This window comes from Candidatus Palauibacter irciniicola (assembly GCF_965208695.1).
Taxonomy (GTDB): Bacteria; Gemmatimonadota; Gemmatimonadetes; order Palauibacterales; family Palauibacteraceae; genus Palauibacter; species Palauibacter irciniicola.
Genome location: NZ_OZ242352.1, coordinates 235,323 through 260,928 on the forward strand (window position 1 = coordinate 235,323; position 25,606 = coordinate 260,928).

The window sequence follows — 25,606 nt, forward strand, 5'->3', positions numbered from 1 at the left end:
GCTGAATCACCCGCGCCGGCCAGGCTGCGGTCAGGTCAGGTCGTAGCGGTCGAGGTTCATCACCTTGTTCCAGGCGGCGACGAAGTCGCGCACGAAGGCCTCCTGCCCGTCGTCGCACCCGTAGACTTCCGCCGAGGCCCGGAGTTCGGAGTTCGAACCGAACACCAGGTCCGCCTCGGTGGCGGTCCAGCGGACGTCGCCGGCCGCGTCGCGACCCTCGAAGGCGCCATCGGATGACGCGCTCCACTCCGTGCTCATGTCGAGCAGGTTCACGAAGAAGTCGTTCGTCAGCGTTCCCGGCCGGTCCGTGAACACGCCGTGCGCGGACCCCCCGGTGTTCGCGTTCAGGACGCGCATGCCGCCGACCAGCGCGGTCATCTCGGGCGCGGTCAGCGTGAGCAGGCAGGCCCGCTCCACGAGCTGCTCGGCCGCGGACGCTTCGTTTCCGCTCTTGACGTAGTTCCGGAACCCGTCCGCGGCGGGCTCGAGGACGGCGAACGACTCCGCGTCCGTCCACTCCTCCGACGCGTCCGTGCGCCCCGGTGCGAACGGCACCTGCACGTCGTGCCCGGCATCGCGTGCCGCCTGCTCGACGCCCGCGCACCCGGCGAGGACGATGAGATCGGCAAACGAGACCTGCTTCCCTCCGCTCTGCTCGTCGTTGAACTCCGCCTGGATCCCTTCCAGCGTCCGTAGCGCCCCCGCCAGCTCGGCCGGGTCGTTCGCTTCCCAGTCCTTCTGCGGCGCGAGGCGGATGCGGGCGCCGTTCGCCCCACCGCGCTTGTCGGTGCCGCGGAACGCGGCGGCCGACGCCCAGGCGGTCGCCACCAGCCGGGAAACCGACAGGCCCGAAGCGAGGACCCTGGCCTTGAGGTCGGCGACGTCCCCCTCATCGATCAGCTCGTGGTCGACGTCGGGCACGGGATCCTGCCACAGCTGCGGCTCCGCGGGGACGAGCGGTCCGAGATACCGGCTGCGCGGCCCCATGTCGCGGTGGAGCAGCTTGAACCAGGCCTTGGCGAACGCGTCTTCGAGGTCCGCCGGGTTCTCGAGGAAGCGCTTCGCGATCGGCGCGTAGGCCGGATCAACGCGCAGCGAAAGGTCCGTCGTGAGCATCATCGGGGCATGCTTCTTCGAGGGGTCGTGCGCATCCGGCACGGTGGCCACCTCGGACGCGTTGACCGGCGTGTACTGCGACTTGCCGGCGGGGCTCTTCGTCAGCTCCCACTCGTGATCGTGCAGGTTCTCCATGAAGTTGTTGTCCCACCGCGTGGGCTCGGTCGTCCAGGCGCCCTCCAGGCCGCTCGTGATCGTGTCGCCGGCCTTGCCGCTGCCGTGGCTGCTGTGCCAGCCGAAGCCCTGCGCCTCGAGGCCGGCCCCCTCCGGTTCGGTGCCGACATGCGACTCGGGGCCGGCGCCGTGCGCCTTGCCGAAGGTGTGGCCGCCGGCGATGAGCGCGACCGTCTCCTCGTCGTTCATCGCCATGCGGGCGAAGGTCGTGCGGATGAACTTCGCCGCCGCCGCCGGGTCCGGGTTCCCGCCCGGCCCCTCCGGGTTCACGTAGATGAGCCCCATGTGGTCGGCGCCGAGCCCCTCCTGGAGTTCCCCGTCATCGTCATGGCGTTCGTCCCCGAGCCACTCTGTCTCGGATCCCCAGTCCGTCTCGTCGGCCTCCCACACGTCCGGTCGGCCGAAGGCGAAGCCGAACGTCCGGAACCCCATCGACTCCAGCGCGCAGTTGCCCGCGAAGATGATGAGGTCGGCCCACGACAGGTTGCGGCCGTACTTCTGCTTGACCGGCCACAGGAGCCGGCGCGCCTTGTCCAGGTTCCCGTTGTCGGGCCAGCTGTTCAGCGGCGCGAAGCGCTGGTAGCCGGAGCCGCCGCCGCCGCGGCCGTCGGTGATGCGATAGGTGCCCGCCGCGTGCCACGTCATGCGGATGAAGAGCGGCCCGTAGTGCCCGTAGTCCGCCGGCCACCACTCCTGGGAGGTCGTCATCACTTCCTCGATGTCCCGCTTCAACTCCTCGACGTCGACGTTCTTGAACGCCTCCGCGTAGTCGAAGCCCCCGCCCATCGGGTCCGACGCGGGCGAGTTCTGCCGAAGAGCCTTCAGGCTGAGCTGGTTCGGCCACCAGGTTTCGTTCGTCGTCATGGGATTCTCCGGATGGTCAATCGTCAGGTTCTCTCGGGGTGTCCGGGCAACAGCTTCGGCCCGGAGGCGGCCGAGCGTCAAGAAACCGTCGGCGCCTCTTCGTAGACCGCACCGTCCTCGAAGCGGAAGGTACATTCGCCTGAGTCCGGCGTCCGAACGATATTCTACCCATGGGCCTCTTCCAGCGATCATCGGAACCCGGTGTCGTTCCCATGCGGGGGCGCAACGCCGGAACGCCGCTCGACCTCGATCTGATCCGGGGGCAGGCTGCGAACCGCAGCGCGATCGAGCGCCGGGCCGCGACGCTGGGGAAGCGCCGCAGCATCAAGAAGGAGTGGCAGACCGCCTGGCTCCTCCGCGCAGTGACGATGATCGACCTCACGACGCTCGCCGGCGACGACACCCCGGGGCGGGTGGCTCGCCTCGCCGCCAAGGCCTGCCAGCCCGTGCGTCCCGACCTCCTCCGCGCGCTCGGGGCGGACGATCTCGGCCTGCGCGTGGCCTCCGTCTGCGTGTATCCGACGATGGTTCCGGCCGTCGTCAAAGCGCTCGCCGGCGACGACATCCCGGTGTGCGCGGTCGCCGCCGGCTTCCCCGCCGGGCTCACGCCGTTCGCGCAGCGGGTCGAGGAGATCCACGAAGCGGTCGAAGCCGGCGCGCGCGAGATCGACATCGTCATCACCCGCCGCCACGCGCTCGCCGGCGACTGGGAGGCGCTGTACGACGAGGTCCGCGCCTTCCGCGAGGCCTGCGGCGAGGCTCACCTGAAGACGATCATGGCCACGGGTGAACTCGGGAGCCTGCGCAACGTCGCCCGCGCGAGCTGGACCTGCATGATGGCCGGAGCCGACTTCATCAAGACCTCGACCGGCAAGGAGAAGGTCAACGCCACGGTCCCCGTCGGACTGGTGATGGCGCGCGCGATCCGCGCCTACCGGCAACTCTCCGGCTTCCATGTGGGCCTGAAGCCCGCCGGAGGAGTGGGGAAGGCGAAGCAGGCGCTGGAGTGGCTCATTCTCGTGAAGGAAGAACTGGGCGGGGCATGGCTCGACCGGTCGCTGTTCCGCTTCGGCGCGAGTTCGCTGCTCGCGGACATCGAACGCCAGTTGGAGCACCGGGCGACGGGGCGGTATTCCGCGTACCACCGGCACCCGCTGGGGTGAGGGTCGGGTTGAGGCTGAGAGGGGGTTGAGGGAGATGCCGAAGATCGCGGAACTTTTCGAGACGATGGAGTACGGTCCCGCCCCGGAGGTCGCGGACGAGGCGCGAGCATGGATCGCGGAACGGGGTCCCCGCTTCGAGCACTACATCGGCGGCGCCTGGTGCGAGCCGGCGGACGGCGAGTTCTTCGCGACCCTCGATCCGAGCAACGAAGCGCAACTGGGCGAGATCGCGCAGGGCAGCCCCGGCGACGTGGACCGCGCGGTGGCGGCGGCGCGGGCGGCCCAGGCCGCCTGGCGGGACCTCGGGGGACACGGCCGGGCGCGCTACCTGTACGCGATCGCCCGCCGCCTGCAGAAGCACTCCCGGCTCTTCGCGACGCTCGAGACGCTCGACAACGGGAAGCCCATCCGTGAATCCCGCGACATCGACATTCCGCTCGTCGCGCGGCACTTCTATCACCACGCGGGCTGGGCCCAGCTCATGGACACCGAACTCGCGGACTGCGAGCCGCTCGGCGTCGCGGGCCAGATCATCCCCTGGAACTTCCCGCTGCTCATGCTCGCGTGGAAGGTCGCGCCCGCCCTCGCGACCGGGAACACCGTCGTCCTCAAGCCCGCGGAGTTCACGTCGCTGACCGCCCTCCGGTTCGCGGAACTCTGCCACGAGATCGATCTCCCGCCGGGCGTCGTGAACATCGTAACCGGGGATGGCCGCACGGGCACCGCGATCGTCGAACATCCGGATGTCGACAAGATCGCCTTCACCGGTTCGACGGAGGTCGGCCGCATCATCCGCGAGGCGACGGCGGGGACCGGCAAGAAGATCTCGCTGGAGCTCGGCGGGAAGTCACCCTTCCTCGTCTTCGACGACGCGGACCTCGACAGCGTGGTCGAGGGCGTGGTCGACGCGATCTGGTTCAACCAGGGCCAGGTGTGCTGCGCCGGCTCGCGGATCCTCGCCCACGAAGGGATCGCCGACGCGCTTGCCGACCGCCTGCGCGCCCGCATGGAGACGCTCCGCATGGGGGCTCCGCTCGACAAGGGCGTCGACCTCGGCGCGATCATCGCGCCCGTCCAGTTGAAGAAGATCGAGTCGCTCGTCGAGGAGGGTCGCGAGGAGGGCGCCGCGATCTGGCAGCCGTCCTGGAGCGTCCCCCGGGACGGCTGGTTCTACCCGCCCACCCTGTGCACCGACGTGTCACCGGCCGCGCGCATCGCCCAGGTCGAGATCTTCGGCCCCGTCGTGGTTCAGATGACGTTCCGCACCCCCGCGGAGGCGGTCGCGCTCGCGAACAACACGCGCTACGGCCTCGCGGCGAGCGTCTGGACGGAGAACGTGAACCTCGCGCTCGACATCGCCTCGCAGATCAAGGCCGGGACCGTCTGGATCAACTGCACCAACGTGTTCGATGCCGCGTCCGGCTTCGGCGGCTACCGCGAGAGCGGCTTCGGCCGCGAGGGTGGCCGTGAAGGACTGTGGGAATACGTCCGCCAGCGCCACGCGCCCGTGGAGCCGGCCCCGGAAAGGGACTCGGAGACGGCGGAGCGCGACGAGGAGGGAGACGTCGGCGAGGAGGCCGGCGCCCCGGCGCCGCTGCCCGCGATCGACCGGACGGCGAAGCTCTACATCGGTGGCCGGCAGGCCCGGCCGGATGGTGGCTACAGCCTCGAGGTCCTGGATTATCGGGGCCGCGGCGCGGGGGAAGTCGCCCGAGGCAACCGGAAGGACGCGCGCAACGCGGTGGAGGCGGCGCTCGCCGCGGATTGGGCGCGCACGACGGCCCACCTGAGGGCGCAGATCCTGTACTACGCCGGCGAGAATCTCGACGCCCGCCGGGACGCATTCGAAGGCCGGTTGCGCGACCTCACCGGCTGCGACCCGCAGGCGGCGCGGCGCGAAGTGGAGGCGTCGGTGCGGCGCCTCTTCACCTGGGCGGCGTGGGCGGACAAGTGGGACGGGGCCGTCCACCGGACGCCCTTCCGCAACGTCACGCTCGCCATGCCCGAGCCGCTGGGCGTGATGGCGGTGATCTGTCCGCCGGAACCCGCGCTGCTCGGGTTCATCTCCAGCGTGATCCCGGGCGTCGCGCTCGGGAACGCCGTCGTTGCCGTCGCTTCGGAGCGATGGCCGCTCCTCGCCACCGACTTCCAACAGGTGCTCGAGACCTCGGATGTGCCGCCGGGGGTGATCAACATCCTTACCGGCCTCGAGGAGGAACTGCGGCCCACCCTCGCCGGCCACGATGCGGTGGATGGGATGTGGTACTTCGGGACGGACGAGGGGGCCGCCGACGTCGAGCGCCGCTCCGCCTCGAATCTGAAGCGCACGTGGACGCAGGCCGCCGGTGGGCGGGCTTGGTTCGGTCCCGGCGGCGAGGGGCGCGAATTCCTCCGGCACGCCTCCCAGATCAAGAACATCTGGGTGCCGTACGGAGAATAGCGGTCCGTGGCAAAGCCCCGCATCAGCGCCGAGAGCGGCCTCCGGGACTAGCCCAATGATCCAGGGGACCGCGGCCCGCGCCGAGACCCGGCGCCGCCGCGATGGCGGCGTGCGTGAAGGCGAGTCCCCGTTCGATCGCCGGCTCGAGGGCGAGCCCCGACGCCAGCCCCGCCGCGATCGCCGCCGAGAGCGTGCAGCCGGTCCCATGGGTCTCCGTCGTCCGGATGCGGGGCGTCCGCCACACGCGCTCGCGGCTCCCGTCCCCGAACAGGTCCACGACTTCCTCGCCCTCCAGGTGCCCGCCCTTGACGAGCACGGCCCCGGCGCCCCGCGCGAGGATGGCGCTCGCCGCCGCGGACATGTCGGCTTCGGTGCGCACGGTCCGTCCAGCGAGGATCTCGGCTTCGGGCAGGTTCGGCGTGACGAGGGCGGCGAGAGGCAGAAGCTCCTCGAGGATGGCGGCCACGGCGGCCGGGTCGAGCAGCCGGTCGCCGCTCGTCGCCACCATCACCGGATCGACCACAAGCGGCGCTTCGAAGCCGTGCAGGCCCGCGACGACGGCCCGCACGATGTTCTCGTTGGCGAGCATCCCGGTCTTCGCGGCCAGCGGTGGCAGATCCGCGCGCACCGATTCGATCTGGCGCCGCACGATCGGCGGGTCCAGCGCCTGCACCGCCTGGACCCCGACGGTGTTCTGCGCGGTCACGGCGGTGACCGCGCTCGTTCCGAACACGCCGAACGCGTGAAAGGTCTTGAGATCAGCCTGGATGCCGGCGCCGCCTCCCGAATCGCTTCCCGCGATCGTGAGGGCCGTCGCCCGCGCCGCTTTCTTCGGGTTCACGCTCCACTCCGTTCAGGTCCGCAGAGGTCCGCGCAAGGTCGACCGACTCGAGCCCGCTCCGTGCGCCGCGATGACAGTGCGTTGAGCCGCAGCGTAAAATAAGGGCATGCCGACGCGCGCGGAGATCAAGGCCTGGCGGTCGCTGCACCGCGGAAAGGGACGCCGGAAAACCGGGTGTTTCCTGGCCGAGGGGCGGCGGCTCGTCGGCGAGATGCTCGAGTGGCCGGGCCGCACGGTTGCCGTGCTGCACGCCGACGCGGCGGAGGACGAGCCGGAACTGCAGGCGCTGCTCGCGCGTGCGGCGGCACGGGGCGTTCGCACGGAGGCGGTGCCGGAAGCGATCGTCCGGACGCTGGCGGATGCCGCCACGCCGCAGCCCGTCCTGGCGATCGGCGAAGTGCCGGCGTACGGCTGGGCCGACGTGGGCGACGGCACGATCGTGCTTCTCGACGGCGTGCAGGATCCCGGCAACGTCGGCGTCCTCGTGCGCACCGCGCTCGCGCTCGGGGCGGCCGCGGTGATCGGCGTCGGCGAGACCGCGGATCCCTGGGGGCCGAAGGCGCTGCGGGCCTCGGCGGGCGCGTCGTTCCGCGGCCCCGTCTTCCGCACGGACACCGGGGATGCCGTGGAGCGGCTCGCCGGGCGGGGGATCCCGATATGGGTCGCGGCGGCCGATGCCCCGCCGCTCGAAGCGTCGCCTTCCGGACCGCTCGCGCTCGCGCTGGGGAGCGAGGCCCACGGCGTCTCGGCCCTCCTCCTCGCCGCCGCCGCCCGCGCCGTCTCCGTGCCGCTCGCCCGTGGCGTGGAGTCGCTGAACGTGGCGTCGGCGGGCGCGATCCTGCTCGACCGGATGCGGACGGGGCGCCCATTTGGCTGATCCCGCGATCGTTGGGGTGGCCGCAATGCTCGGTGCGGCCCTGGGCTCCTTCCTCAACGTGTGCATCACCCGGATGCCCGCCGGAGACAGCGTCCTGCGCCCCCGCAGCCGCTGCCCGGCGTGCCGCGCGACCATCCGCTGGCGCGACAACCTCCCCGTCCTCTCGTGGATCTTCCTGCGGGCGAAGTGCCGCGACTGCGGCGGCCGCATCCCCGTGCGCTACCCCGCGATCGAACTGGCAACGGCCCTCGGCTGGGCCGGCATGGCCTGGCTGTACGGCACATCCGTCGCCGCCCTGACGGGAGCGGTCCTGTTCACGCTCCTCCTCGCGATCGCGGTCATCGACGCGCGCCATTACATCATCCCCGATGCCCTCTCGCTCGGCGGGTGCGCCGCGGGCCTCGCCCTTTCGGCGCTTCCCGGATCGACACCACCGCTCGCGGCGGTCGCCGGCGCGGTTCTCGGGTTCGGACTTCTCCACGTGGTCGGGTGGCTGGGCGAGAAGGCGTTCCGAAAGCCGGCGCTCGGCGGCGGCGACGTGAAGATGATGGCGATGGTCGGCGCGTTCCTCGGCCCCGGCGGTGCCCTCCTCACGATCTTCCTGGGCGCGCTCGCCGGGTCCCTCGTCTATGGTCCGGTCTCACTCCGGACGGGAAAGCCCGTCCCCTTCGGCACCTTCCTCGCGCTCGGCGCCGCCATCTCGTTCCTGTTCGGGGACACGCTGTTCGACGAGTACTTGCGCGCCGCTGCCGCCGAGCCTCTCTCGGCGCTGCCGCGGAGTCTTGCCCCGGCCTGCTAGCGGCGGCGGATCCGGGCGCGCGTCACCTGCGTGTCGGTGCTCGCCACGACCTTGATCCGCACATCGCCGTGCTCCACCACTTCTCCCGCCTCGGGCACCCGGCCGAGTTCGGCCAGCAGGAAGCCGTTCAGCGACCGGTGCTCGACCACGGGGAACGAGGTTCCGAAGAAGTCGTTGATCTCCCGCAGTTCGGCGCCGCCGTCCACGGCGATCTCGTCCCGTCGCAGCCGGATGATGGGTTCGGTCGGAAGATCCGTTTCATCCACGATGTCGCCGACCAGTTCCTCGAGGATGTCCTCGAGCGTCACGAGTCCGTCGAGCCCGCCGTGCTCATCCACCACGAGCCCCATGTGCACGCGCCGCGCCCGAAACTGCTCGAGCAGTTCGATGAGCGTGATCGTATCCGGCACGAAGTAGGGCTCGCGGGCGACGCTCGAGAGCGGAAGGTCCCACCGGCCGCCGAGCAGCGCACGGTACGCTTCGGTGCGGTATAGCACCCCGGTCACGTCGTCGAGCGATTCGCCGTACACCGGGATCCGGCTGAAGCGCACGTCGGCGAGCTCGTCCGCGATGTCTCCGAGGCGGCGCGAGTCCTCCCAGGCGAGGACCTCCACCCGGGGCGTCATGATCTCCCGCGCGCGCAGGCGGTCCAGCGTGAACACGCGGTCGATGAACTGGCGCTCGTGCGCTTCGATGTCGCCCGCCTGGTGCCCGAGGCGCACCATGGAGCGGATCTGCCGCTCGCTCACGTGCGTCCCGCCGCCCGTGTCGGGCAGCACCCGCCGCACGAGCCGGTCGAGCGGGCCGACGACCGGCAGGAGCAGGCGCCCCAGGCCCGCGAGAACCGGGGCGGTCAGCAGCGACAGTCGGTCCGCGCGGCGCGCCGCGAGGCTCTTCGGCGTCACCTCAGGGCCCGCCCGTACTGTCGGCGAGAGCTGCGTACTGTCGGTTTCGTCCAACGTCTACCAGCCGCGGCTGTGTTCGATCAACTCCGCGACGATGTCGTCCGCGGTCTTCCCCTCGGCCTCCGCTTCGAAGCCCGGAACCACCCGGTGACGGAGCACGGCGGGCGCGACCGCCCGCACGTCGTCGAGATTGGGGGCCGGACGCCCATCGAGCGCCGCCCGCGCCTTCGCCGCCAGCACCGTGTGCTGCGAAGCCCGAGGCCCGGCGCCCCAGCTCACCATGCGGCGCACGAATTCCGGGGAGGAGGCCTCGCGCGGCCGGGTGGCCCGCGCCAGCCGCACCGCGTAGTCGACCACCGACTCCGAAGCCGGCACCCGCTGCACGAGCGCCTGGTATTCGAGCAGCTGGCCCGCGGTCACAACGGGGTTCACCTGGGCGGGCGGCCCACTCGATGCCATGTCGGCGATGACCGACTCCTCCTCCGCCGTCGGGTACCCGATCCGAAGCTCGAACATGAAGCGGTCGAGCTGGGCTTCGGGAAGAGGATACGTCCCTTCCTGCTCGATCGGGTTCTGCGTCGCGAGGACGAAGAACGGGCGGCCGAGCGGGAACGTCTCGCTGCCGACGGTGACCTCTCCCTCCTGCATCGCCTGCAGAAGGGCGGCCTGCGTCTTCGGCGGTGTCCGGTTGATCTCGTCCGCCAGGATCACATCCGCGAAGATCGGCCCCCGGACGAAGGCGAAACGGCGCTCCCCCGTGCGCTGGTCGTCCTGGAGCACCTCCGTCCCGGTGATGTCCGAGGGCATCAGGTCCGGGGTGAACTGGATCCGGCTGAACTCCAGGTGCAGGGCTTCGGCGAGCGTCGAGACGAGAAGCGTCTTGGCCAGACCGGGGACACCGACCAGAAGGGCGTGTCCATCGGCGAGCAGCGTGATGAGCAGCTTCTCCACGATCTCCCGCTGCCCGATAATCCGCTTCCCGATCTCCTCCTCGATCCGGCGCCGGGCGTGACCCAGCTCCTCGAGCAGCCGAACGTCATTCGTTTCGACCTTTCGACCGGCTTCCAAGACTCAATCGGCTCCAGAGGTGAGGGGGGCCGCGGGAATGCGAGACCCGGGCGTCGGCGAGGCCATTTCGGAGTTGACCAGAGGCCTTCAATATGGTGGCAGCAACCTAGGCCTTCAGCGCCCAGCGTCAAGCGAAACCGGCATTGCGAAATTTTTCACAAGCGGACAGATTGGGCTTGGGAAATTTTTCACAAGCGGTCGGCGCGGGGCTCCCGAACGGAGAAGTTTCCCCATGCCGCATCCGCATCCCGGTTCGACGAACCGGCCGAAACCCGAGAAACCCGAGGGGCATGCCGGTCGCCTGTACGCAAAGGCGGCGGGCACGGAGTTCGCGAGTCTGGGCATTGCGATGGGTCTTGCGATCACGCTCCTCGCGGTCGGCGGCAACTGGCTCGACGGCCGTCTCGGGACCGCGCCGCTCTTCGTCCTCCTCGGTGTGTTCACGGGGTTCGCGGGGGGGTGCTACAGCATGTACGGCCGGTTGGCGGCACGGCGCGAAGGCTCCGCGGCGGATGAGACCGACGGGGAGACGGACCGCGGGAAGTGAAAGGCGTTCCCACCGGCTGGACGCGGCGTACGCCGACCTATGCGCTGGCCACGTTGGGGCTGGCGGTGGCGGCGGCCGCGTGGCTGGGGGATGGCGAGCGCACGTGGGGCATCGCCGCGGCCTGGCTGATTCAGGTGGTCGCGGTCTGGCCGCTGAACCGGGCGCTCCTGGCGGGACGGCGGGCGACCCGGCCGTGGCTGGCCGGGATCGGCCTGCGCATGGGAGGGCTGGTCGTAACGGGCGGACTCGTGTGGACGGGATCGGCGACGCCCGACCTGCCCATCGCGTACGGACTCGCCATGCTGGTGCTGTTGTGGACGGAAGCCTTGTGGCTGTGGCTCGCGCTCGCCCGCGCGAAGCCCATGAAGACCAACTCGACACGGAACGCACGACCGGATGAACCGGGTGCTCGATAGATCGATGGCCTCCCTGCGGAGTCTGACGGAGCGGGTGCAGGAGCACGCCGCTCCCGCGGCCGCGGCTGCCCAGGAACACCACGGCGCCGCCGCCGCTGGCGAGCACGCCGAGGAGTGGGGCACCGAAGTCATGATGCACCACGTCGTGGACTCGAACATCTGGGAGTTCAAGCCCTTCGGCGAGATCCCTCTCCCGACGCTCCCGGCCTTCAACATCGGCGGCCTCGAGGTCGACCTCTCGATCACGAAGCACGTGCTGTTCCTGATGTTCGCGGCAGTGCTCACCATCGTGACGATGTTCTTCGCCGCGCGCTCGACGCAGCGGCTCGAAAACGGCGAGAAGGCGCCGAGAGGGATCCTCAACGGGATCGAGGCCTTCTATCTGTACCTGAGAGATGACGTGGTGATGGCCAACATCGGCCGCGGAGGGGAGAGGTTCGTCCCCCTCGTCATCACCTTCTTCTTCTTCATCCTCTATGCGAACCTGCTCGGCCTCATCCCCTTCGGCGCGACGGCGACGGGGAACATCATGGTCACGGCCGCGCTCGCCATCATCGCGCTCGTCGTGATCGAGACGGCGGGGTTCATCGCCCTCGGCCCGATGGGCTACGCGAAGACCGTCTTCTTCCTCCCGCCCGGGCTGCCCGGGCCGCTGAAGCCGGTTACGCTGCTCATCATGGCCCCGGTCGAACTGATCGCGAAGTTCTCGAAGATCATGGCGCTCGCGATCCGGCTCTTCGCCAACATGACGGCGGGACACTTCGTCATCCTCGCCTTCATGGGTCTCATCCTCACCTACGGCTCGATGGTCGGTCAGGGACTCTTCGGCACGACGGTCGGCGCCGCGACAATTCTGGGGTCCATGGGCCTCGCGCTGTTCGTGATGATGCTGGAGATCTTCATCGCGCTCCTTCAGGCGTACATCTTCGCGATGCTGGTCTCGGTGTTCATCGGGTTGATTCGCCACGCGCACTGACCCGGAGGGGTCCGCGGGCAACTTCCGCGCCGGGGAGGCGCGGACGGAACGGGGGGTGTCGTCCGAACCCCCGACAGAGAAAGGAAACTGGAGCATACGATGCTGAACATGTTGACGCTGCTGCAGGGCATGTCGACGGGAGACGGCCTCGCGATCGGTCTCGCCATCGTCGGTGGCGGGCTCTCCGTGCTCGGAGCCGGTATCGGAATCGGTCTCATCGGCGGGCGCATGACGGAAGCGATGGCCCGCCAGCCCGAGGAAGCGCAGACCATCCAGACGGCCGCGATCGTGCTCGCCGTGTTCATCGAGGGTGTGGCGCTGTTCGGACTCGTGATCGCCGGCTTCATCCGCGGATGATGCGTTCGGCCGGGGTCGCCGGCAGCTTCGCGCTCGCTGCGCCGCCGGCGCTGGCGGCCCAGGCGGAGACGGGGATCTTCTCGCTCAACCTGGGGCTCTTCGTCTGGACGGTAGTCCTGTTCGTGCTCACGCTCCTCGTCCTCGCGAAGTGGGTCTTCCCGCTCATTGCCGGCGGACTCGAGCAGAGGCACGCGAAGATTCAGGGGGCGATCGACGATGCCCTCTCCGCGCGCGATGATGCGAAGGGGCTGCTGTCGCAGCAGGAAGCCGCGCTCGAAGCGGCCCGCAGCGAAGCCCGCGAGATGCTCGAAAACGCCCGACAGCACGCCGACGGCCTCCGCAAGGAGATGCTCGAGGAGGCGCGGGCGCAGCAGGCGCAGCTGCTCGAGGACGCCCGCCGCGAGATCGGACACGAGCGGGAACAGCTGCGCGACGAGATCCGGCGGGATGCGGTGGATCTCGCGCTGGCCGCTTCCGAGCGGCTGATCCGCGCGCGGCTGGACGCCGAGGAGAACCGGCGTCTGGTGCACGAGTTCGTGTCGGACGTCTAGCGGAGCGATGAGCGCGTCGGCGGTGGCCCGCAACTACGCGACGACTCTGTTCGAACTCGCGGCGCGGGACGGGAACGAGGCCGAGTACGGGCGGCTGATCGAGGAGATCGGCGACCTGTACGCGAACGTCCCGGACTTCCAGCGCTTCCTGGAAGTGCCCGCCGTGTCGCTGTTCGAGAAGAAGGAGGCGATCCAGGCGGCCCTTTCCGGACGGGCGCCGGATCTGTTCGTCCGCTTTCTGCTCGTCATCATGGATCGCCACCGGCAGCGGGCCCTCCCGGGGATCGCGCTGGCCTACCGCGATCTTCTCGACGAGAAGGCGGGGCGGGTCCGCGCCACCGTGACGCTGCCCTTCGAGGCGGATGACCGCGTCCGGAACGAAGTGGTTTCCGCCCTGGAGCGGCGCTTCGAGCGGGAGGTCGTCCCCGAGTTCCACGAGGACCCGAAGATTCTCGGCGGCGTGATCATCCGCGTCGGCGACGAGTTGCTGGACGCCTCGCTGCGGCGGCAGCTCGAGCAGATGCGGCGCGAACTGTACTGAGCCGCCGGTAACGAAAAACAGAGAAGAGAAGACGATGACAGGTTTCGACAGCTCCCTTCGAGCGAGCGAGATCAAGAAGGCCCTGCTCGAGCAGATCGACCGCTACGAGGAGGAACTCCGGGTCGAAGAGGTCGGCGAGGTGCTCGAGGTGAAGGACGGCGTGGCCCGCATCTGGGGTCTTTCGACGTGCGTCGCCAACGAGATGCTCGAGATCACGTCCCGCGACACCGGGGTCTCCGTGATCGGTCTCGCCTCGAACCTCGAGGAAGACAACATCGGCGCCGTGATCCTCGGCGATTACCTGGCCCTCAAGGAGGGAGATCCGGTGCGCCGCACCGGCCGCGTCCTCTCAGTGCCCGTCGGCCCGGAGATCCTCGGCCGCGTGGTGGACACGCTGGGGCAGCCGCGCGATGGCCGCGGGCCGATCGAAACCGTGACCTACATGAAGGTCGACCGGAAGGCGCCCGGCATCGTGTACCGCCAGCCGGTGAACGAGCCCCTGCAGACGGGCCTCAAGGCGATCGACTCCATGATTCCGATCGGCCGCGGCCAGCGGGAGCTGATCATCGGCGACCGCGGCACGGGCAAGACGGCCGTGGCGATCGACGCGATCATCAACCAGAAGGATGAGGACGTCGTCTGCGTCTACTGCGCGATCGGGCAGAAGGGCTCGACGGTCGCCGGCATCGTGGAACGGCTCCGCGAGGAGGGCGCGCTCGACTACACGGTCGTCGTGGCCGCGAACGCGTCGGAGCCCGCCCCGATGCAGTTCATGGCCCCATACGCCGCGTGCGCGATCGGCGAGTACTTCATGTACGAGGAAGGGAAGGCCGTCCTCGTCATCTACGACGACCTCACGAAGCAGGCGGATGCGTACCGCGAGGCGTCGCTCATCCTGCGGCGTCCTCCGGGCCGCGAGGCGTACCCCGGCGACGTCTTCTATCTCCACAGCCGCCTGCTCGAGCGGGCGGCCAAGATCAGCAACGATCCCGACGCCATCGCCGGCCACCCGGACATCAAGCAACCCGGCGGTTCGCTGACCGCGCTCCCGATCATCCAGACGGCGGCCGGCGACGTGTCCGCCTACATCCCGACGAACGTGATCTCGATCACCGACGGCCAGATCTTCCTCGAAACCGACCTCTTCTACTCGGGCGTGCGCCCGGCCGTGAACGTGGGAATCTCGGTCTCGCGCGTGGGCGGAAACGCGCAGATCAAGGCGATGAAGAAGGTCGCCGGACGCCTGCGGTTGGACCTGGCGCAGTTCCGCGAGATCGAGGCCTTCGCGCAGTTCGGCACGGAGCTGGATGCCGCGACGCAGCGGCAGCTGGACCGGGGCCGGCGCACCGTCGAGATCCTGAAGCAGGGCCAGTACGAGCCGATGCCGGTCGAGGAGCAGGTCATGGTGATCTTCGCGGCCACGCAGGGGTTCCTCGACGACATGGACGTGTCGAGGATTCGGGGCTGGGAGGTTGGCTTCCTCGAGTACATGGGCACGAATCACCCGGAAGTCGGCGACGCGATCCGCGATGAGAGGGTGATGTCGGAGGAGACCGAAGCCGCGCTCCGCGAGGCGATCGAGTCCTACTCCGACACCTTCGTCCACGACGGCGCCTCCCGAGAGGACGCTGCGGACGCCGCGGCATGAGCAAGTCGAGGGACATCTATCGGCGGATGAAGTCCGTCGACAGCACGAAGAAGATCACGCGCACCATGGAGATGGTCGCGACCGCCAAGCTCGCGCAGGCGCAGGGGCGGGTGATCCGTGCACGTCCCTACTCGGCCGAACTGATGGACATGATCGCCCGGCTCGCCACGCCGGACCTGGCGGAATCGCAGCCCCTGCTGCGCCAGCCCGCGCGCATCGAGCGGGCCGCGCTCGTGCTCCTGACGAGCAATCGCGGGCTGTGCGGCGCCTTCAACGCGAATCTCATCCGAACCGCGCAGGCGCAACTCCGCGAGCTGGAGGAGGCGGGAGCGGAGGTGGAGTTCCACGTCTACGGCAACAAGGGGATCTCCTACTTCCGCTTTCGGGGCGTCGGGATGGCGCTCACTCGCAACGACCTGGGGGATCCTCCGGCGGTGGACGATGCGCGGAGCCTGATCGGGGAGCTCGCCGCCCGCTTCGTGGCCGGCGAGCTCGACGCGGTGCGGCTCGTCTTCGCGGAATTCCGGAACATGGTCAGCACGCCGCCGGCGGTCCGTCAGGTCCTGCCCGTCGGCGTGGGCGAGGCGCGCAAGGGCCCGCAGCCCTTCTATATCCTCGATCCGTCGGAGGAAGGCATCCTCGACCATCTCCTGCCGCTCTACGTAACGAACTCGACGTACAGCGCGCTCCTGGAGACGGCGGCGGCGGAGCAGGCGGCTCGCCGGACGGCGATGAAGTCGGCGACGGACAACGCCAACGAGTTCCTCGACAACCTGCGGCGGACGTACAACCGCGCCCGCCAGGCCGAGATCACGAATCAGATCGCGGAGATCATCGGCGGCGCGGACGCGTTGGACGGGTAACGGACGAACAGCGTACAGGGGCGGAGGCGCCCCGGAGAACCGATAAGCCATGAGGCTGACATATGTCTGAAGGATCGACCGAACGAGGCACCGGCAAGGTCGTGCAGGTCATCGGACCCACGATCGACGCGGAGTTCGAGCCCGAGCATTTGCCGGAGATCTACAACGCGCTCTCCCTGTCCTGGGAGGACGATGACGGGACCGTGCACGATCTCGTGTGCGAGGTGGCGCAGCACATCGGCCGCAACCAGGTGCGCGCCGTCGCCATGGACGCGACGGACGGCGTGACGCGCGGGATGGAGGTCGTGGACACGGGACACCCCATCTCGGCGCCCGTCGGCGAGGCGTCGCTGGGCCGCATCCTCAACGTCCTCGGCGAGCCCGTGGACGAGATGGGGCCGGTGGAGGCGACGGAGCGGTGGCCCATCCACCGCAAGTCGCCCGCCCTCCAGAACCTCGAGCCGAAGACGGAGATCTTCGTCACCGGGATCAAGGTCGTGGACCTCATCGCCCCCTACGTGAAGGGCGGCAAGACGGGACTCTTCGGCGGGGCCGGCGTCGGCAAGACCGTCATCATCATGGAGCTCATCAACAACATCGCACAGGAGCACGGCGGCCGCTCCGTCTTCTGCGGCGTGGGCGAGCGCACCCGGGAGGGGAACGACCTCTGGCTCGAGATGAAGGAGTCGGGCGTCATCGACTCGACGGCCCTCATCTACGGGCAGATGAACGAGCCGCCGGGCGCGCGCCTGCGCGTGGGCCTCACCGGCCTCACCGTCGCGGAGTACTTCCGTGAGGTGGAGGGGCTCGACGTCCTCCTCTTCATCGACAACATCTTCCGCTTCAGCCAGGCCGGGTCCGAGGTGTCCGCGCTGCTCGGCCGCATGCCGAGCGCGGTGGGCTACCAGCCGACGCTGGCCACGGAGATGGGCAACCTCCAGGAGCGCATCACGTCGACCACCCGGGGTTCGATCACCTCGGTGCAGGCGATTTACGTGCCGGCGGACGACCTCACGGACCCGGCGCCGGCCGCGGCCTTCACGCACCTCGACTCCCAGACGGTCCTCTCGCGCCAGATCGCCGAACTCGGCATCTACCCCGCCGTGGACCCGCTCGACTCCAGCAGCCGCATCCTCAGCGAGCAGTTCCTGGGCGAGCGGCACTACCGCGTGGCCACCGCGGTGCAGCGCACGCTGCAGCGCTACAAGGACCTGCAGGACATCATCGCGATCCTCGGGATGGACGAACTCTCCGAGGAGGACAAGGTCATCGTGAACCGGGCCCGGCGGATCCAGAAGTTCCTGTCGCAGCCCTTCCACGTGGCCGAGCAGTTCACGGGCATCCCGGGTCGCTACGTCCCGCTGGAGACGACGATCGAGTCGTTCGAGCGCGTCGTCGAGGGCGAGTTCGACCACCTGCCGGAACAGGCGTTCTACATGGTCGGCGGGATCGAGGAGGCGATCGAGCAGGCGAAGAAGCTGGAGGCGGAGGCCGCATGACGGCGATGCTGTCCGCCGACCGCCGACTGAGCGTCACGGTGATCTCGCCGTCGGCCGCCGCCTTCTCCGGCGCCGCGACATCGGTCATCGCCCCCGCGCACGACGGCGAACTGGGGATTCTGTACGGTCACGCCCCGATGGTCGTCCTGCTGGGCGAGGGCCTGCTTCGCATCCGTACGGACGAGGGTCCGCGCCGTTTCCGCGTGGCCCGGGGCTTCCTGCAGGTCCTGGACAACACCGTCGCCGTCCTCGCGGAAGAGGTGGAGCCCGCGGCGGAAAGCTGACGCCTTGAGGGTTCTCGGAGGTGCTTGACGCCCCTCCGAACCGACCCTATTTTACCCGTCTTCCCTGCGGGCGCCTTGGGGCGTCTTGCGGGTCTGCTTTTTTGACAATCTGGTAGCGAGTGAGAGTGCTGGGCGCCGAGTGCGTCTGAGGTGCTTGATGCCGTCAACGAAGATGGATCAAGCGATCAAGGGCACAGGGTGGATGTCTAGGCACGGACTGGCGATGAAGGACGTGGCAAGCTGCGATAAGCCAGGGGTAGCTGCAAGCAAGCGTTGATCCCTGGATTTCCGAATGGGGAAACCCGGCCGGGGTGATGCCCGGTCATCCCTTCGCTGAATACATAGGCGTTGGGAAGCGAACCGAGGGAACTGAAACATCTAAGTACCTCGAGGAAGAGAAAACAACCGTGATTCCCTCAGTAGCGGCGAGCGAACGGGGAAGAGCCCAAACCATGGAGGTGTCAAGGCGGCAGCCGTTGCTTCCATGGGGTAGGAGGGTGGTTCGTGGGAGTCTGCCGGCTCTCGGAGCGTCGCGCGGCGGTGAGTCGAATCCGTCTGGAAAGCCAAGCCATAGAGGGTGACAGCCCCGTAGGCGAAGCCGACGTCGCGATCTCTGGACCATTCCTGAGTAGGTCGGGACACGTGAAATCCCGATTGAATCCGGCAGGACCACCTGCCAAGGCTAAATACACGTCCGTGACCGATAGCGAACGAGTACCGTGAGGGAAAGATGAAAAGTACGCCGGGAGGCGGGTGAAACAGATCCTGAAACCGTGTGCCTACAAGCGGTGGGAGCTCGACCCTCTCTTCGTGAGAGACGTCGGGTGACCGCGTGCCTTTTGCATTATGATCCGGCGAGTTGTTCCTCAGTAGCGAGGTTAAGCCGTTCAGCGGCGGAGCCGAAGCGAAAGCGAGTCTTAACTGGGCGTAAAGTTGCTGGGGACAGACCCGAAACCAGAGTGATCTATCCATGGCCAGGTTGAAGCGAGGGTAATGCTTCGTGGAGGACCGAACCGTTGTGGGTTGAAAACTGCTCGGATGAGCTGTGGATAGGGGTGAAAGGCCAATCAAACCTGGAGATAGCTGGTTCTCCCCGAAAGATATTTAGGTATCGCCTCTGAGTGTAGACTGCGGGAGGTAGAGCACTGGAAGGGCTAGGGCCCTAAACCGGGTACCAACCCCTACTAAACTCCGAATGCCCGTTAGTTGGTCTCAGGGAGGAAGTGCACGTGCGATAATGTTCGTGCGCGAGAGGGAAAGAGCCCAGACCTTCAGCTAAGGTCCCCAAGTGCTAGCTAAGTGACAAAGGTGGTGGATTTGCGGAGACAACTGGGAGGTTGGCTTAGAAGCAGCCATCCTTGAAAGAGTGCGTAATAGCTCACCAGTCAAGCGGATCTGCGCCGATAATGGTCGGGACTAAAGTTAGCCACCGAAGCTAAGGCTGCGCGCATCTGCGCGCGGGGTAGGGGAGCGTTGCCTGAGCCGTGAAGCGGGGCCGGAAGGCTACCCGTGGAGCGCAGGCAAGTGAGAATGCCGGAATGAGTACGCGAGAAACAAGGTGAGAACCCTTGTCGCCGTAAGCCCAAGGTTTCCTGAGCCATGCCAATCAGCTCAGGGTTAGTCGGCCCCTAAGGTGAGGCCGAAAGGCGTAGCCGATGGAAAACGGGTCAACATTCCCGTACCACACGATACTGCGCTTGAGTCTGCGGAGGGACGCAGAGGTGAAAGGTCCGTCGTTTCCATGGACATGAACGATGTAAGGAGGTAGGCGTTTCCGGGTAGGCAAATCCGCCTGGTGAAGCCGAGATCCGATGCCGAAGAAGTCTTCGGACTTCGTTAAGGGACCGTAATCGTACTGCCAAGAAAAGCTTCGTGGACGAGGAGTACGTGTGACCGTACCGCAAACCGACACAGGTGGGCGAGGCGAGTAGCCTCAGGCGCTCGAGTGAGTCTTGGTTAAGGAACTCGGCAAAATGTCCCCGTAACTTCGGGAGAAGGGGAGCCGGCGGTAGGTGACCCTGCCTCGCGCAGGAGAGCCGAAACCGGCCGCAGAGAATCGGCCCAAGCGACTGTTTAGTAAAAACACAGGTGTCTGCAAAGTCGTCAAGACGACGTATAGGCACTGACGCCTGCCCGGTGCCGGAAGGTTAAATGGAAGGGTTAGCTTCGGCGAAGCTCTGAAATGAAGCCCCGGTAAACGGCGGCCGTAACTATAACGGTCCTAAGGTAGCGAAATTCCTTGTCGGGTAAGTTCCGACCTGCACGAATGGCGTAACGACTTGGGCACTGTCTCAACCAAGAGCTCGGCGAAATTGGAGTCTCGGTGAGGATACCGAGTACCCGCGGCAGGACAAAAAGACCCCGTGCACCTTTACTACAACCTGATATTGGGTTCGGGCACCGTCTGTGTAGGATAGGTGGGAGGCATTGAAGCAGGGCCGCCAGGTTCTGTGGAGCCACTGGTGAAATACCACCCTTGCGATGTCTGGATTCTAACCTGGGGCCGTGAAACCGGTCTGGGAACAGTGTCAGGCGGGTAGTTTGACTGGGGCGGTCGCCTCCCAAAAGGTAACGGAGGCGCGCAAAGGTTCCCTCAGCGCGGTCGGCAATCGCGCGAAGAGTGCAAAGGCATAAGGGAGCTTAACTGCGAGACCGACAGGTCGAGCAGATGCGAAAGCAGGCCTTAGTGATCCGGCGGTTCTGTGTGGAAAGGCCGTCGCTCAACGGATAAAAGGTACGCCGGGGATAACAGGCTTATCGCCCCCGATAGTTCACATAGACGGGGCGGTTTGGCACCTCGATGTCGGCTCATCGCATCCTGGGGCCGGAGAAGGTCCCAAGGGTCGGGCTGTTCGCCCGTTAAAGCGGTACGCGAGCTGGGTTTAGAACGTCGTGAGACAGTTCGGTCTGTATCCGCCGTGGGCGTTGGAGATTTGAGGAGAGCCGCTCCTAGTACGAGAGGACCGGAGTGGAGTGACCGCTGGTGTACCTGTTGTCCCGCCAGGGGCATCGCAGGGTAGCTATGTCGCGAAGGGATAACCGCTGAAAGCATCTAAGTGGGAAGCCTACTTCAAGATGAGATCTCCCGCACCGCAAGGTGCCTGAAGGACCGCAGGAGACGACTGCGTTGATAGGCGGCAGGTGTAAGGCGTGTGAGCGTCTCAGCCGAGCCGTACTAATCGTCCGTGAGGCTTGATCCATATCTTCATATGAGGTCGATAAGCGCTTCAGCGCGCTCGATCGCCCTGCACTCGAACTCGTGAGCCGGATCCCGGATTGCCGGCGGCTTTAGCGAGGGGGAAACACCTGGTCCCATCCCGAACCCAGCAGTTAAGCCCCTCAGCGCCGATGGTACTTGGGCGGGGACGCCCTGGGAGAGTAGGTCGCTGCCGGCGACTCTTTTGGAAAACGCCTCGTGTCCGTTGCGGATGCGAGGCGTTTTCTGCATCGGGGTGGGGTGGGATGGCGGGTGCCGTGCGGCGGGCTCGGCCGCTTCGCGGCGCGCGATCACCTTGGTCGGGTGGCGGTGGAGGAGGAGGGTGTCGGCGCTGGCGCCAGCCTTGAACGCCTGCGGATTGGCGCCCGTGCGGCCCGGGCCGCCCCGCGACGGGGTGCCCCCCGGCCGTTCAGCGTGGACGCGGCGTTCACCAGCCAGCTAGCGCCGACACCCTCCTCCTCCACCGGCGAGGCGAAGAAACTCTCGCACGACCGCGGCGGGGTCGGAGGCGGACATGACCGTGGAGAGGACGGCGATGCCGGCGCCGGTCTCGAGCACCTCGGGGGCGTTTCGCGTAGTGATGCCGCCGATTCCGAGGCAGGGGAGGCGGCTGGCCTCCCGGACGAGGCGGACCCGGTCGGGGCCGATCGCTTCGTCGGCGAGGCCGGGCTTGGAGCGTGTGCCGAACACGGCGCCGACGCCCAGGTAGTCCGCCCCCGCGGCCGCGGCGCGGCGGGCCTCTTGGGGATCGTCGGTGGAGTACCCGATGATGAAGTCCGGCGGGACGATGTCGCGGGCCGCCGCGACGGTCAGATCGCCCGGGCCGAGGTGGACGCCGTCCGCGCCGGCGGCGAGGGCGACATCGAGACGATCGTTCACGATCAGGGTAGCGCCCGCGGACTTCGTGACCGCCCGGAGCCGCTCCGCGGTCGAGGTGAGTGCGCCGCCGTTCGCGGTCTTGTCCCGGAACTGAATCGCGGGCGCCCCGGCGTCCACGCATTCCGCGACGACCTCCTCCACCGGGCGCCCGCAGGCGGGCATCGGGTGGGTGATCACCATGAGGGGCCAGCCATCCCACGCGGGCGAGCCGGGCACGGTCCCTTTCGTCCTAGCGTTCCGCCGACTCGCGGTCGAGGCGGATCCGGTTTATCGCGTTGTTGTGCTCGCGCAGGGTCCGGGTGAATTCGTGCGAGCCGTCGTTTCGCGCCACGAAGAAGATGTACTCGTGGTCAGCGGGCTGGAGGGCGGCCCGCAGCGATGCCGCTCCCGGAGAAGCGATGGGCCCGGGCGGCAGTCCCGGCTGCGTATAGGTGTTGTAGGGGTGATCCGCGACGGAGTCGATGTCCCGATAGAGCAGACGCGCCCGCGGCTCACCGAGGGCGTACTGTACTGTGGGATCCGCCTGCAGAAGCATGTCGCGCTGAAGGCGGTTCCAGTAGACCCCCGCGACCACCGGACGCTCCTCGTCCCACCGGACCTCTTTCTCGACGATGCTCGCGAGCGTCACGATCTCTCGCTCGTCGAGACCGAGCGCGGCGGCTTTAGCTCGCTCCTCGGCTCCCCAGAAGCCGGAGTATCGTCCGACGATCGCTTGCACGATGACCGGGATTCCGACCCCGTCGGCGAATCGATACGTCTCCGGGAACAGGTATCCTTCGAGCGTGGGACCCGGCACGCCCAGCTCACCCACCCGCTCCGGAGCTGCAAGGTAGGCAAGGACGGCGGCCGTCGAATCGCCGACGTAGGCGGCCAGGCGTTCCGCCACCTGCGGGAGCCGGAGACCCTCCGGGATCGTGAGCGGCGTCGTCACGACGGCCCCGGTTCGGAGCACCTCCAGCAGGTACGGGTACGGAGCGCCGCGCGGAATCTCGTACCGGCCGGCCTTCAGCTGCCGGCCCTGACCCTTCAGGCGCACGTACGCGTCGAAGATCCGCGGATGGAAGATCAGTTCCTGCGCCCGGAGCACGTCCGCCACCTCGAGCGATGCGGCGCCATCCGGGATGAGGACCTCGACCACCGACCCATCGGGAGTGCCCCGGCCCCGGAACTCGGCGGAGAAGAACCCGTACGCCACGGGCGCCAAGGCGGCGAAAGCGGCGAGGAGCAGGCGAACGCCCGTTCCTTTCGACCGGCGTTTCATGGGCCCCGGGGGACGCCTGCACCGGCGGGGGTGCTGCGCAGATAGGCGGAGAGCATCAACGCCGCGGCCATTTCGTCCGTCCGGCCCTTCGGTCGCCGCCGGCCGCGAGGCGGATTCATGCTGAGGAGCTCTCGTTCCGCCCGCGCGGTCGACAGCCGCTCATCCCACTCGATGGTTCGCACTCCCGTCGCTTCCTCCAAAGCCCGGGCGAAGGCCCGCGCCTCTTCGGCCATCTCGCCCGCGGTCCCATCCATTGAGAAGGGGATACCCACGAGGATGGCGGCGGGCTCCAATTCCGCAACGAGTTCGGCCAGCGCGCCCGGGATCGCGGTCCCGGGAGCCCGTCTCTTCGCCCTCTCCACCACACCGTGGGGCGCCGCGATCGTCCGGGTCGGATCCGTGACGGCCACCCCGATGCGTCGTCGGCCGTAGTCGAGCGCCATCAAACGGCTGCGGGGCATGCTCAGCGCTCCCGGCCCCCGGCCCGCGATTGGCTATCGGCAAGCACCCGCTGGATCGTCTCCGCGGATCCGAACAGGAACCAGCGTGGCTCCGTCCCGCGGCCGCCCGGCACCTCGGCGACCTCGACCGCGCGGTCCGCCAGACGGCTCAGCACGCCCCGCAGAAACGCCGTCGCGAAGTGACAGCGAACGTTCCCGGCCGACGTGGCCTCCGGCGAGTCACGCCAGGCGATGGCGGCGAACGCTCCTCCCCCCGGCTTGAACGATATCGATCCGAGGCCCGCCTTCCGGAGGATCTCGTCGAGGAAAGCCCAGAACTCCTCCGCGTCCAGCGCGTCCGGCGAGTCGCCGAGCAGAGCGACGGCCTCCGCGCCGGTACGATCCCCCGCCTCGTTCAGCGCCGCGATGCCGGCATCGCCCAGGCTCGCGCAGCGGTGAAAGAGATCCGCGAGGACCGACCTCGGCAGGATCACGGGAGGGGCCTGCGTGGGGGAGATCATCGCGAAAAAAGCTAGACAGGGGGCCGGGGCCGGACAAGGTTGGCGCCCCATGCTTCCCACGCGGATCATCGAGAAGAAGCGGGACGGAGGGCGGCTCTCGTCCGACGAACTCGCGGCCTTCCTGCGCGCGTATCTCGAAGGAAGCGTCGCCGAGTATCAGATGTCCGCCTTCCTCATGGCCGCGTTCATCCGCGGGCTGGATCCCGCCGAACTCTCCGTGCTTCTGCGGGAGATCATCGACTCCGGGGCGCGACTGCGGTTCGCGGACGACGGTCCGCCGGCGGTCGACAAGCACTCCACCGGCGGCGTCGGGGACAAGGTCTCGCTCATCCTGGCGCCCCTCCTGGCCGAAGCCGGCCTTCGCGTGCCCATGATGTCGGGTCGCGGCCTCGGACATACCGGAGGGACGCTGGACAAGCTCGAGGCGATCCCCGGCTTCAACGTGTCTGTGGATCTGGCACGGTTCCAGGCCATTCTCGATGAGATCGGGTGCGCGATGATCGGCCAGACGAAGGAAATCGCGCCGCTCGACGGACGTCTCTACGCGCTCCGGGATGTGACGGGGACCGTTCCCTCCCCAGCCCTGATCGCGGCCTCGATCGTTTCGAAGAAAGTGGCCGAGGGGATCGGGGCGCTCGTACTCGACGTGAAGTGTGGGCGTGGCGCCTTCATTACCGACCGTGACCAGGCACGTGGGTTGGCGCGCACCATGGTCGACCTCGCGACAGCCGAGGGGGTGCGGACGAGTGCACTCCTGACCGCGATGGATGCCCCGCTGGGCCGCACCGTCGGCAACGCGCTGGAAGTGCGCGAAGCGATCGAGACTTTGAGAGGCGGAGGACCCGCGGATCTGCGCGAAGTCACCCTGGCGCTGAGCGCCGAGTTGCTCGTCTCCGTCGGTCACGCTGCCGACGCTGAAGAGGCTGCGGCGGAACTCGGCGCGATCCTGGATGGCGGGGCCGCGCTCGAGCGCTTCGCGCGGCTCATCGAGGTCCAGGGGGGGGACCCGGGGGTGGCCGACGACCCCGGGCGCCTCCCCGCGGCCCCGATCCGCGAACCCTTCCCATCCCCCGGCTCCGGTTGGCTCGATGTCGACGCTCGCACGGTGGGCGTCGCCTCGGTGGAACTTGGGGCCGGCCGCCGCCGCGTCGAGGATGCGGTCGATCCGAGGGTGGGGTTCGAGTTTCACCGAAGGGCGGGCGACAGGGTTTCCGAAGGCGAGCCTCTGCTCACCGTCCACGCGGCGGACGCGGCCGGCGCCGCGACGGCCGCGCACCGGCTCACGGACGCGATTCGGATCTCTCCCGAACCCCCCGCGTCGCAACCGCTGATCCTGGAGCGGATCGTCGGCTAGGAGGC

The 25,606-nt window shown here is 68.2% G+C and carries 23 protein-coding genes and 2 rRNA genes; 17 read left to right on the forward strand and 8 right to left on the reverse strand.

Annotated features, from left to right (window positions below; translation table 11 throughout):
- Positions 1-30: 30 nt before the first annotated feature.
- A complete protein-coding gene (gene katG / locus ACOGI9_RS01050) occupies positions 31-2,154 on the reverse strand; it encodes a catalase/peroxidase HPI (RefSeq protein ID WP_419858065.1) in 2,124 nt (707 codons plus the stop codon).
- A 212-nt stretch (positions 2,155-2,366) separates the two neighbouring features.
- Here katG and deoC point away from each other — a divergent pair, with 212 nt between their 5' ends.
- Both deoC and ACOGI9_RS01060 read left to right on the forward strand, forming a co-directional pair.
- Complete coding sequence (gene deoC, locus ACOGI9_RS01055; protein ID WP_419858066.1) at positions 2,367-3,317, forward strand: deoxyribose-phosphate aldolase; 951 nt, start codon at positions 2,367-2,369, stop codon at positions 3,315-3,317.
- A 34-nt stretch (positions 3,318-3,351) separates the two neighbouring features.
- Positions 3,352-5,757: an aldehyde dehydrogenase family protein gene (locus ACOGI9_RS01060; protein WP_419858067.1), complete on the forward strand. Its 2,406-nt coding sequence runs from the start codon at positions 3,352-3,354 to the stop codon at positions 5,755-5,757.
- A gap of 22 nt (positions 5,758-5,779) precedes the next feature.
- Here ACOGI9_RS01060 and thiD read toward each other — a convergent pair whose 3' ends face one another.
- Positions 5,780-6,598, reverse strand: coding sequence for a bifunctional hydroxymethylpyrimidine kinase/phosphomethylpyrimidine kinase (gene thiD / locus ACOGI9_RS01065; protein ID WP_419858068.1), 819 nt, complete (start codon positions 6,596-6,598; stop codon positions 5,780-5,782).
- Between the two features lie 106 nt (positions 6,599-6,704).
- Between thiD and ACOGI9_RS01070 the strand changes: the two genes are divergently transcribed.
- Both ACOGI9_RS01070 and ACOGI9_RS01075 read left to right on the forward strand, forming a co-directional pair.
- Positions 6,705-7,475, forward strand: a complete 771-nt coding sequence (locus tag ACOGI9_RS01070; RefSeq protein ID WP_419858069.1) for a TrmH family RNA methyltransferase — start codon at positions 6,705-6,707, stop codon at positions 7,473-7,475.
- The gene (locus ACOGI9_RS01075) at positions 7,468-8,274 is read left to right on the forward strand and encodes a prepilin peptidase (RefSeq protein WP_419858070.1); all 807 of its coding nucleotides are present in this window, start codon (positions 7,468-7,470) and stop codon (positions 8,272-8,274) included. Before ACOGI9_RS01070 ends, ACOGI9_RS01075 begins: the two co-directional genes overlap by 8 nt.
- Here the strand turns inward: ACOGI9_RS01075 and ACOGI9_RS01080 are convergent.
- The gene (locus tag ACOGI9_RS01080) at positions 8,271-9,179 is read right to left on the reverse strand and encodes a hemolysin family protein (RefSeq protein ID WP_419858071.1); all 909 of its coding nucleotides are present in this window, start codon (positions 9,177-9,179) and stop codon (positions 8,271-8,273) included. The genes ACOGI9_RS01075 and ACOGI9_RS01080 overlap by 4 nt on opposite strands.
- A 57-nt stretch (positions 9,180-9,236) precedes the next feature.
- Positions 9,237-10,247, reverse strand: a complete 1,011-nt coding sequence (locus ACOGI9_RS01085; RefSeq protein ID WP_419858072.1) for an AAA family ATPase — start codon at positions 10,245-10,247, stop codon at positions 9,237-9,239.
- Positions 10,248-10,479: 232 nt separating this feature from the next.
- Here ACOGI9_RS01085 and ACOGI9_RS01090 point away from each other — a divergent pair, with 232 nt between their 5' ends.
- From ACOGI9_RS01090 to rrf, 12 genes are all read left to right on the forward strand, one after another.
- On the forward strand, positions 10,480-10,794 hold the full coding sequence (locus ACOGI9_RS01090) for an AtpZ/AtpI family protein (RefSeq protein WP_419858073.1): 315 nt from the start codon (positions 10,480-10,482) through the stop codon (positions 10,792-10,794).
- The gene (locus ACOGI9_RS01095; protein WP_419858074.1) at positions 10,791-11,210 is read left to right on the forward strand and encodes a hypothetical protein; all 420 of its coding nucleotides are present in this window, start codon (positions 10,791-10,793) and stop codon (positions 11,208-11,210) included. The genes ACOGI9_RS01090 and ACOGI9_RS01095 overlap by 4 nt, the downstream gene beginning before the upstream one ends.
- Positions 11,200-12,186 (forward strand): F0F1 ATP synthase subunit A, encoded by a 987-nt coding sequence (gene atpB / locus ACOGI9_RS01100; protein WP_419858075.1) that lies wholly within the window; start codon positions 11,200-11,202, stop codon positions 12,184-12,186. Before ACOGI9_RS01095 ends, atpB begins: the two co-directional genes overlap by 11 nt.
- Positions 12,187-12,285: 99 nt before the next feature.
- Positions 12,286-12,543 (forward strand): ATP synthase F0 subunit C, encoded by a 258-nt coding sequence (locus tag ACOGI9_RS01105; RefSeq protein WP_310782493.1) that lies wholly within the window; start codon positions 12,286-12,288, stop codon positions 12,541-12,543.
- A complete protein-coding gene (gene atpF / locus ACOGI9_RS01110; protein WP_419858076.1) occupies positions 12,540-13,094 on the forward strand; it encodes a F0F1 ATP synthase subunit B in 555 nt (184 codons plus the stop codon). The genes ACOGI9_RS01105 and atpF overlap by 4 nt, the downstream gene beginning before the upstream one ends.
- A 7-nt stretch (positions 13,095-13,101) precedes the next feature.
- On the forward strand, positions 13,102-13,635 hold the full coding sequence (atpH, locus tag ACOGI9_RS01115; RefSeq protein ID WP_419858077.1) for an ATP synthase F1 subunit delta: 534 nt from the start codon (positions 13,102-13,104) through the stop codon (positions 13,633-13,635).
- 34 nt (positions 13,636-13,669) lie between these two features.
- Complete coding sequence (gene atpA, locus ACOGI9_RS01120) at positions 13,670-15,283, forward strand: F0F1 ATP synthase subunit alpha (RefSeq protein WP_419858078.1); 1,614 nt, start codon at positions 13,670-13,672, stop codon at positions 15,281-15,283.
- Positions 15,280-16,146, forward strand: a complete 867-nt coding sequence (atpG, locus tag ACOGI9_RS01125) for an ATP synthase F1 subunit gamma (RefSeq protein WP_419858079.1) — start codon at positions 15,280-15,282, stop codon at positions 16,144-16,146. Before atpA ends, atpG begins: the two co-directional genes overlap by 4 nt.
- Before the next feature lie 62 nt (positions 16,147-16,208).
- Positions 16,209-17,645 carry a F0F1 ATP synthase subunit beta gene (gene atpD, locus ACOGI9_RS01130; protein ID WP_419858080.1) on the forward strand — a complete coding sequence of 479 codons (1,437 nt, stop codon included), beginning with the start codon at positions 16,209-16,211 and terminating at the stop codon, positions 17,643-17,645.
- Positions 17,642-17,929, forward strand: a complete 288-nt coding sequence (locus ACOGI9_RS01135; RefSeq protein WP_419858081.1) for a F0F1 ATP synthase subunit epsilon — start codon at positions 17,642-17,644, stop codon at positions 17,927-17,929. Before atpD ends, ACOGI9_RS01135 begins: the two co-directional genes overlap by 4 nt.
- Positions 17,930-18,104: 175 nt before the next feature.
- Positions 18,105-21,129: ribosomal RNA gene (locus ACOGI9_RS01140) — 23S ribosomal RNA — on the forward strand.
- Positions 21,130-21,207: 78 nt separating this feature from the next.
- Positions 21,208-21,324: ribosomal RNA gene (gene rrf, locus ACOGI9_RS01145) — 5S ribosomal RNA — on the forward strand.
- A gap of 260 nt (positions 21,325-21,584) precedes the next feature.
- On the opposite strand, the gene thiE is transcribed toward rrf, so the two are convergent.
- The 4 genes from thiE to ACOGI9_RS01165 form a co-directional block, all read right to left on the reverse strand.
- Positions 21,585-22,241 (reverse strand): thiamine phosphate synthase, encoded by a 657-nt coding sequence (gene thiE, locus ACOGI9_RS01150; RefSeq protein ID WP_419858082.1) that lies wholly within the window; start codon positions 22,239-22,241, stop codon positions 21,585-21,587.
- Between the two features lie 13 nt (positions 22,242-22,254).
- On the reverse strand, positions 22,255-23,220 hold the full coding sequence (gene mltG / locus ACOGI9_RS01155) for an endolytic transglycosylase MltG (protein ID WP_419859216.1): 966 nt from the start codon (positions 23,218-23,220) through the stop codon (positions 22,255-22,257).
- A gap of 62 nt (positions 23,221-23,282) precedes the next feature.
- Positions 23,283-23,747, reverse strand: a complete 465-nt coding sequence (gene ruvX / locus ACOGI9_RS01160) for a Holliday junction resolvase RuvX (RefSeq protein ID WP_310779906.1) — start codon at positions 23,745-23,747, stop codon at positions 23,283-23,285.
- A 2-nt stretch (positions 23,748-23,749) separates the two neighbouring features.
- On the reverse strand, positions 23,750-24,220 hold the full coding sequence (locus ACOGI9_RS01165) for a hypothetical protein (protein WP_419858083.1): 471 nt from the start codon (positions 24,218-24,220) through the stop codon (positions 23,750-23,752).
- A gap of 76 nt (positions 24,221-24,296) precedes the next feature.
- Between ACOGI9_RS01165 and ACOGI9_RS01170 the strand changes: the two genes are divergently transcribed.
- Complete coding sequence (locus tag ACOGI9_RS01170; protein WP_419858084.1) at positions 24,297-25,601, forward strand: thymidine phosphorylase; 1,305 nt, start codon at positions 24,297-24,299, stop codon at positions 25,599-25,601.
- Positions 25,602-25,606: the final 5 nt, after the last annotated feature.

What these genes read in the sequence shown, in the direction of transcription:
- katG (WP_419858065.1), bottom strand. Translation starts at nt 2,154, where the DNA reads ATGACGACGAACGAAACCTGGTGGCCGAACCAGCTCAGCCTGAAGGCT.
- deoC (WP_419858066.1), top strand. Translation starts at nt 2,367, where the DNA reads ATGCGGGGGCGCAACGCCGGAACGCCGCTCGACCTCGATCTGATCCGG.
- ACOGI9_RS01060 (WP_419858067.1), top strand. Translation starts at nt 3,352, where the DNA reads ATGCCGAAGATCGCGGAACTTTTCGAGACGATGGAGTACGGTCCCGCC.
- ACOGI9_RS01070 (WP_419858069.1), top strand. Translation starts at nt 6,705, where the DNA reads ATGCCGACGCGCGCGGAGATCAAGGCCTGGCGGTCGCTGCACCGCGGA.
- ACOGI9_RS01090 (WP_419858073.1), top strand. Translation starts at nt 10,480, where the DNA reads ATGCCGCATCCGCATCCCGGTTCGACGAACCGGCCGAAACCCGAGAAA.
- ACOGI9_RS01105 (WP_310782493.1), top strand. Translation starts at nt 12,286, where the DNA reads ATGCTGAACATGTTGACGCTGCTGCAGGGCATGTCGACGGGAGACGGC.
- atpF (WP_419858076.1), top strand. Translation starts at nt 12,540, where the DNA reads ATGATGCGTTCGGCCGGGGTCGCCGGCAGCTTCGCGCTCGCTGCGCCG.
- atpH (WP_419858077.1), top strand. Translation starts at nt 13,102, where the DNA reads ATGAGCGCGTCGGCGGTGGCCCGCAACTACGCGACGACTCTGTTCGAA.
- atpA (WP_419858078.1), top strand. Translation starts at nt 13,670, where the DNA reads ATGACAGGTTTCGACAGCTCCCTTCGAGCGAGCGAGATCAAGAAGGCC.
- atpG (WP_419858079.1), top strand. Translation starts at nt 15,280, where the DNA reads ATGAGCAAGTCGAGGGACATCTATCGGCGGATGAAGTCCGTCGACAGC.
- atpD (WP_419858080.1), top strand. Translation starts at nt 16,209, where the DNA reads ATGTCTGAAGGATCGACCGAACGAGGCACCGGCAAGGTCGTGCAGGTC.
- ACOGI9_RS01135 (WP_419858081.1), top strand. Translation starts at nt 17,642, where the DNA reads ATGACGGCGATGCTGTCCGCCGACCGCCGACTGAGCGTCACGGTGATC.
- ruvX (WP_310779906.1), bottom strand. Translation starts at nt 23,747, where the DNA reads ATGCCCCGCAGCCGTTTGATGGCGCTCGACTACGGCCGACGACGCATC.
- ACOGI9_RS01170 (WP_419858084.1), top strand. Translation starts at nt 24,297, where the DNA reads ATGCTTCCCACGCGGATCATCGAGAAGAAGCGGGACGGAGGGCGGCTC.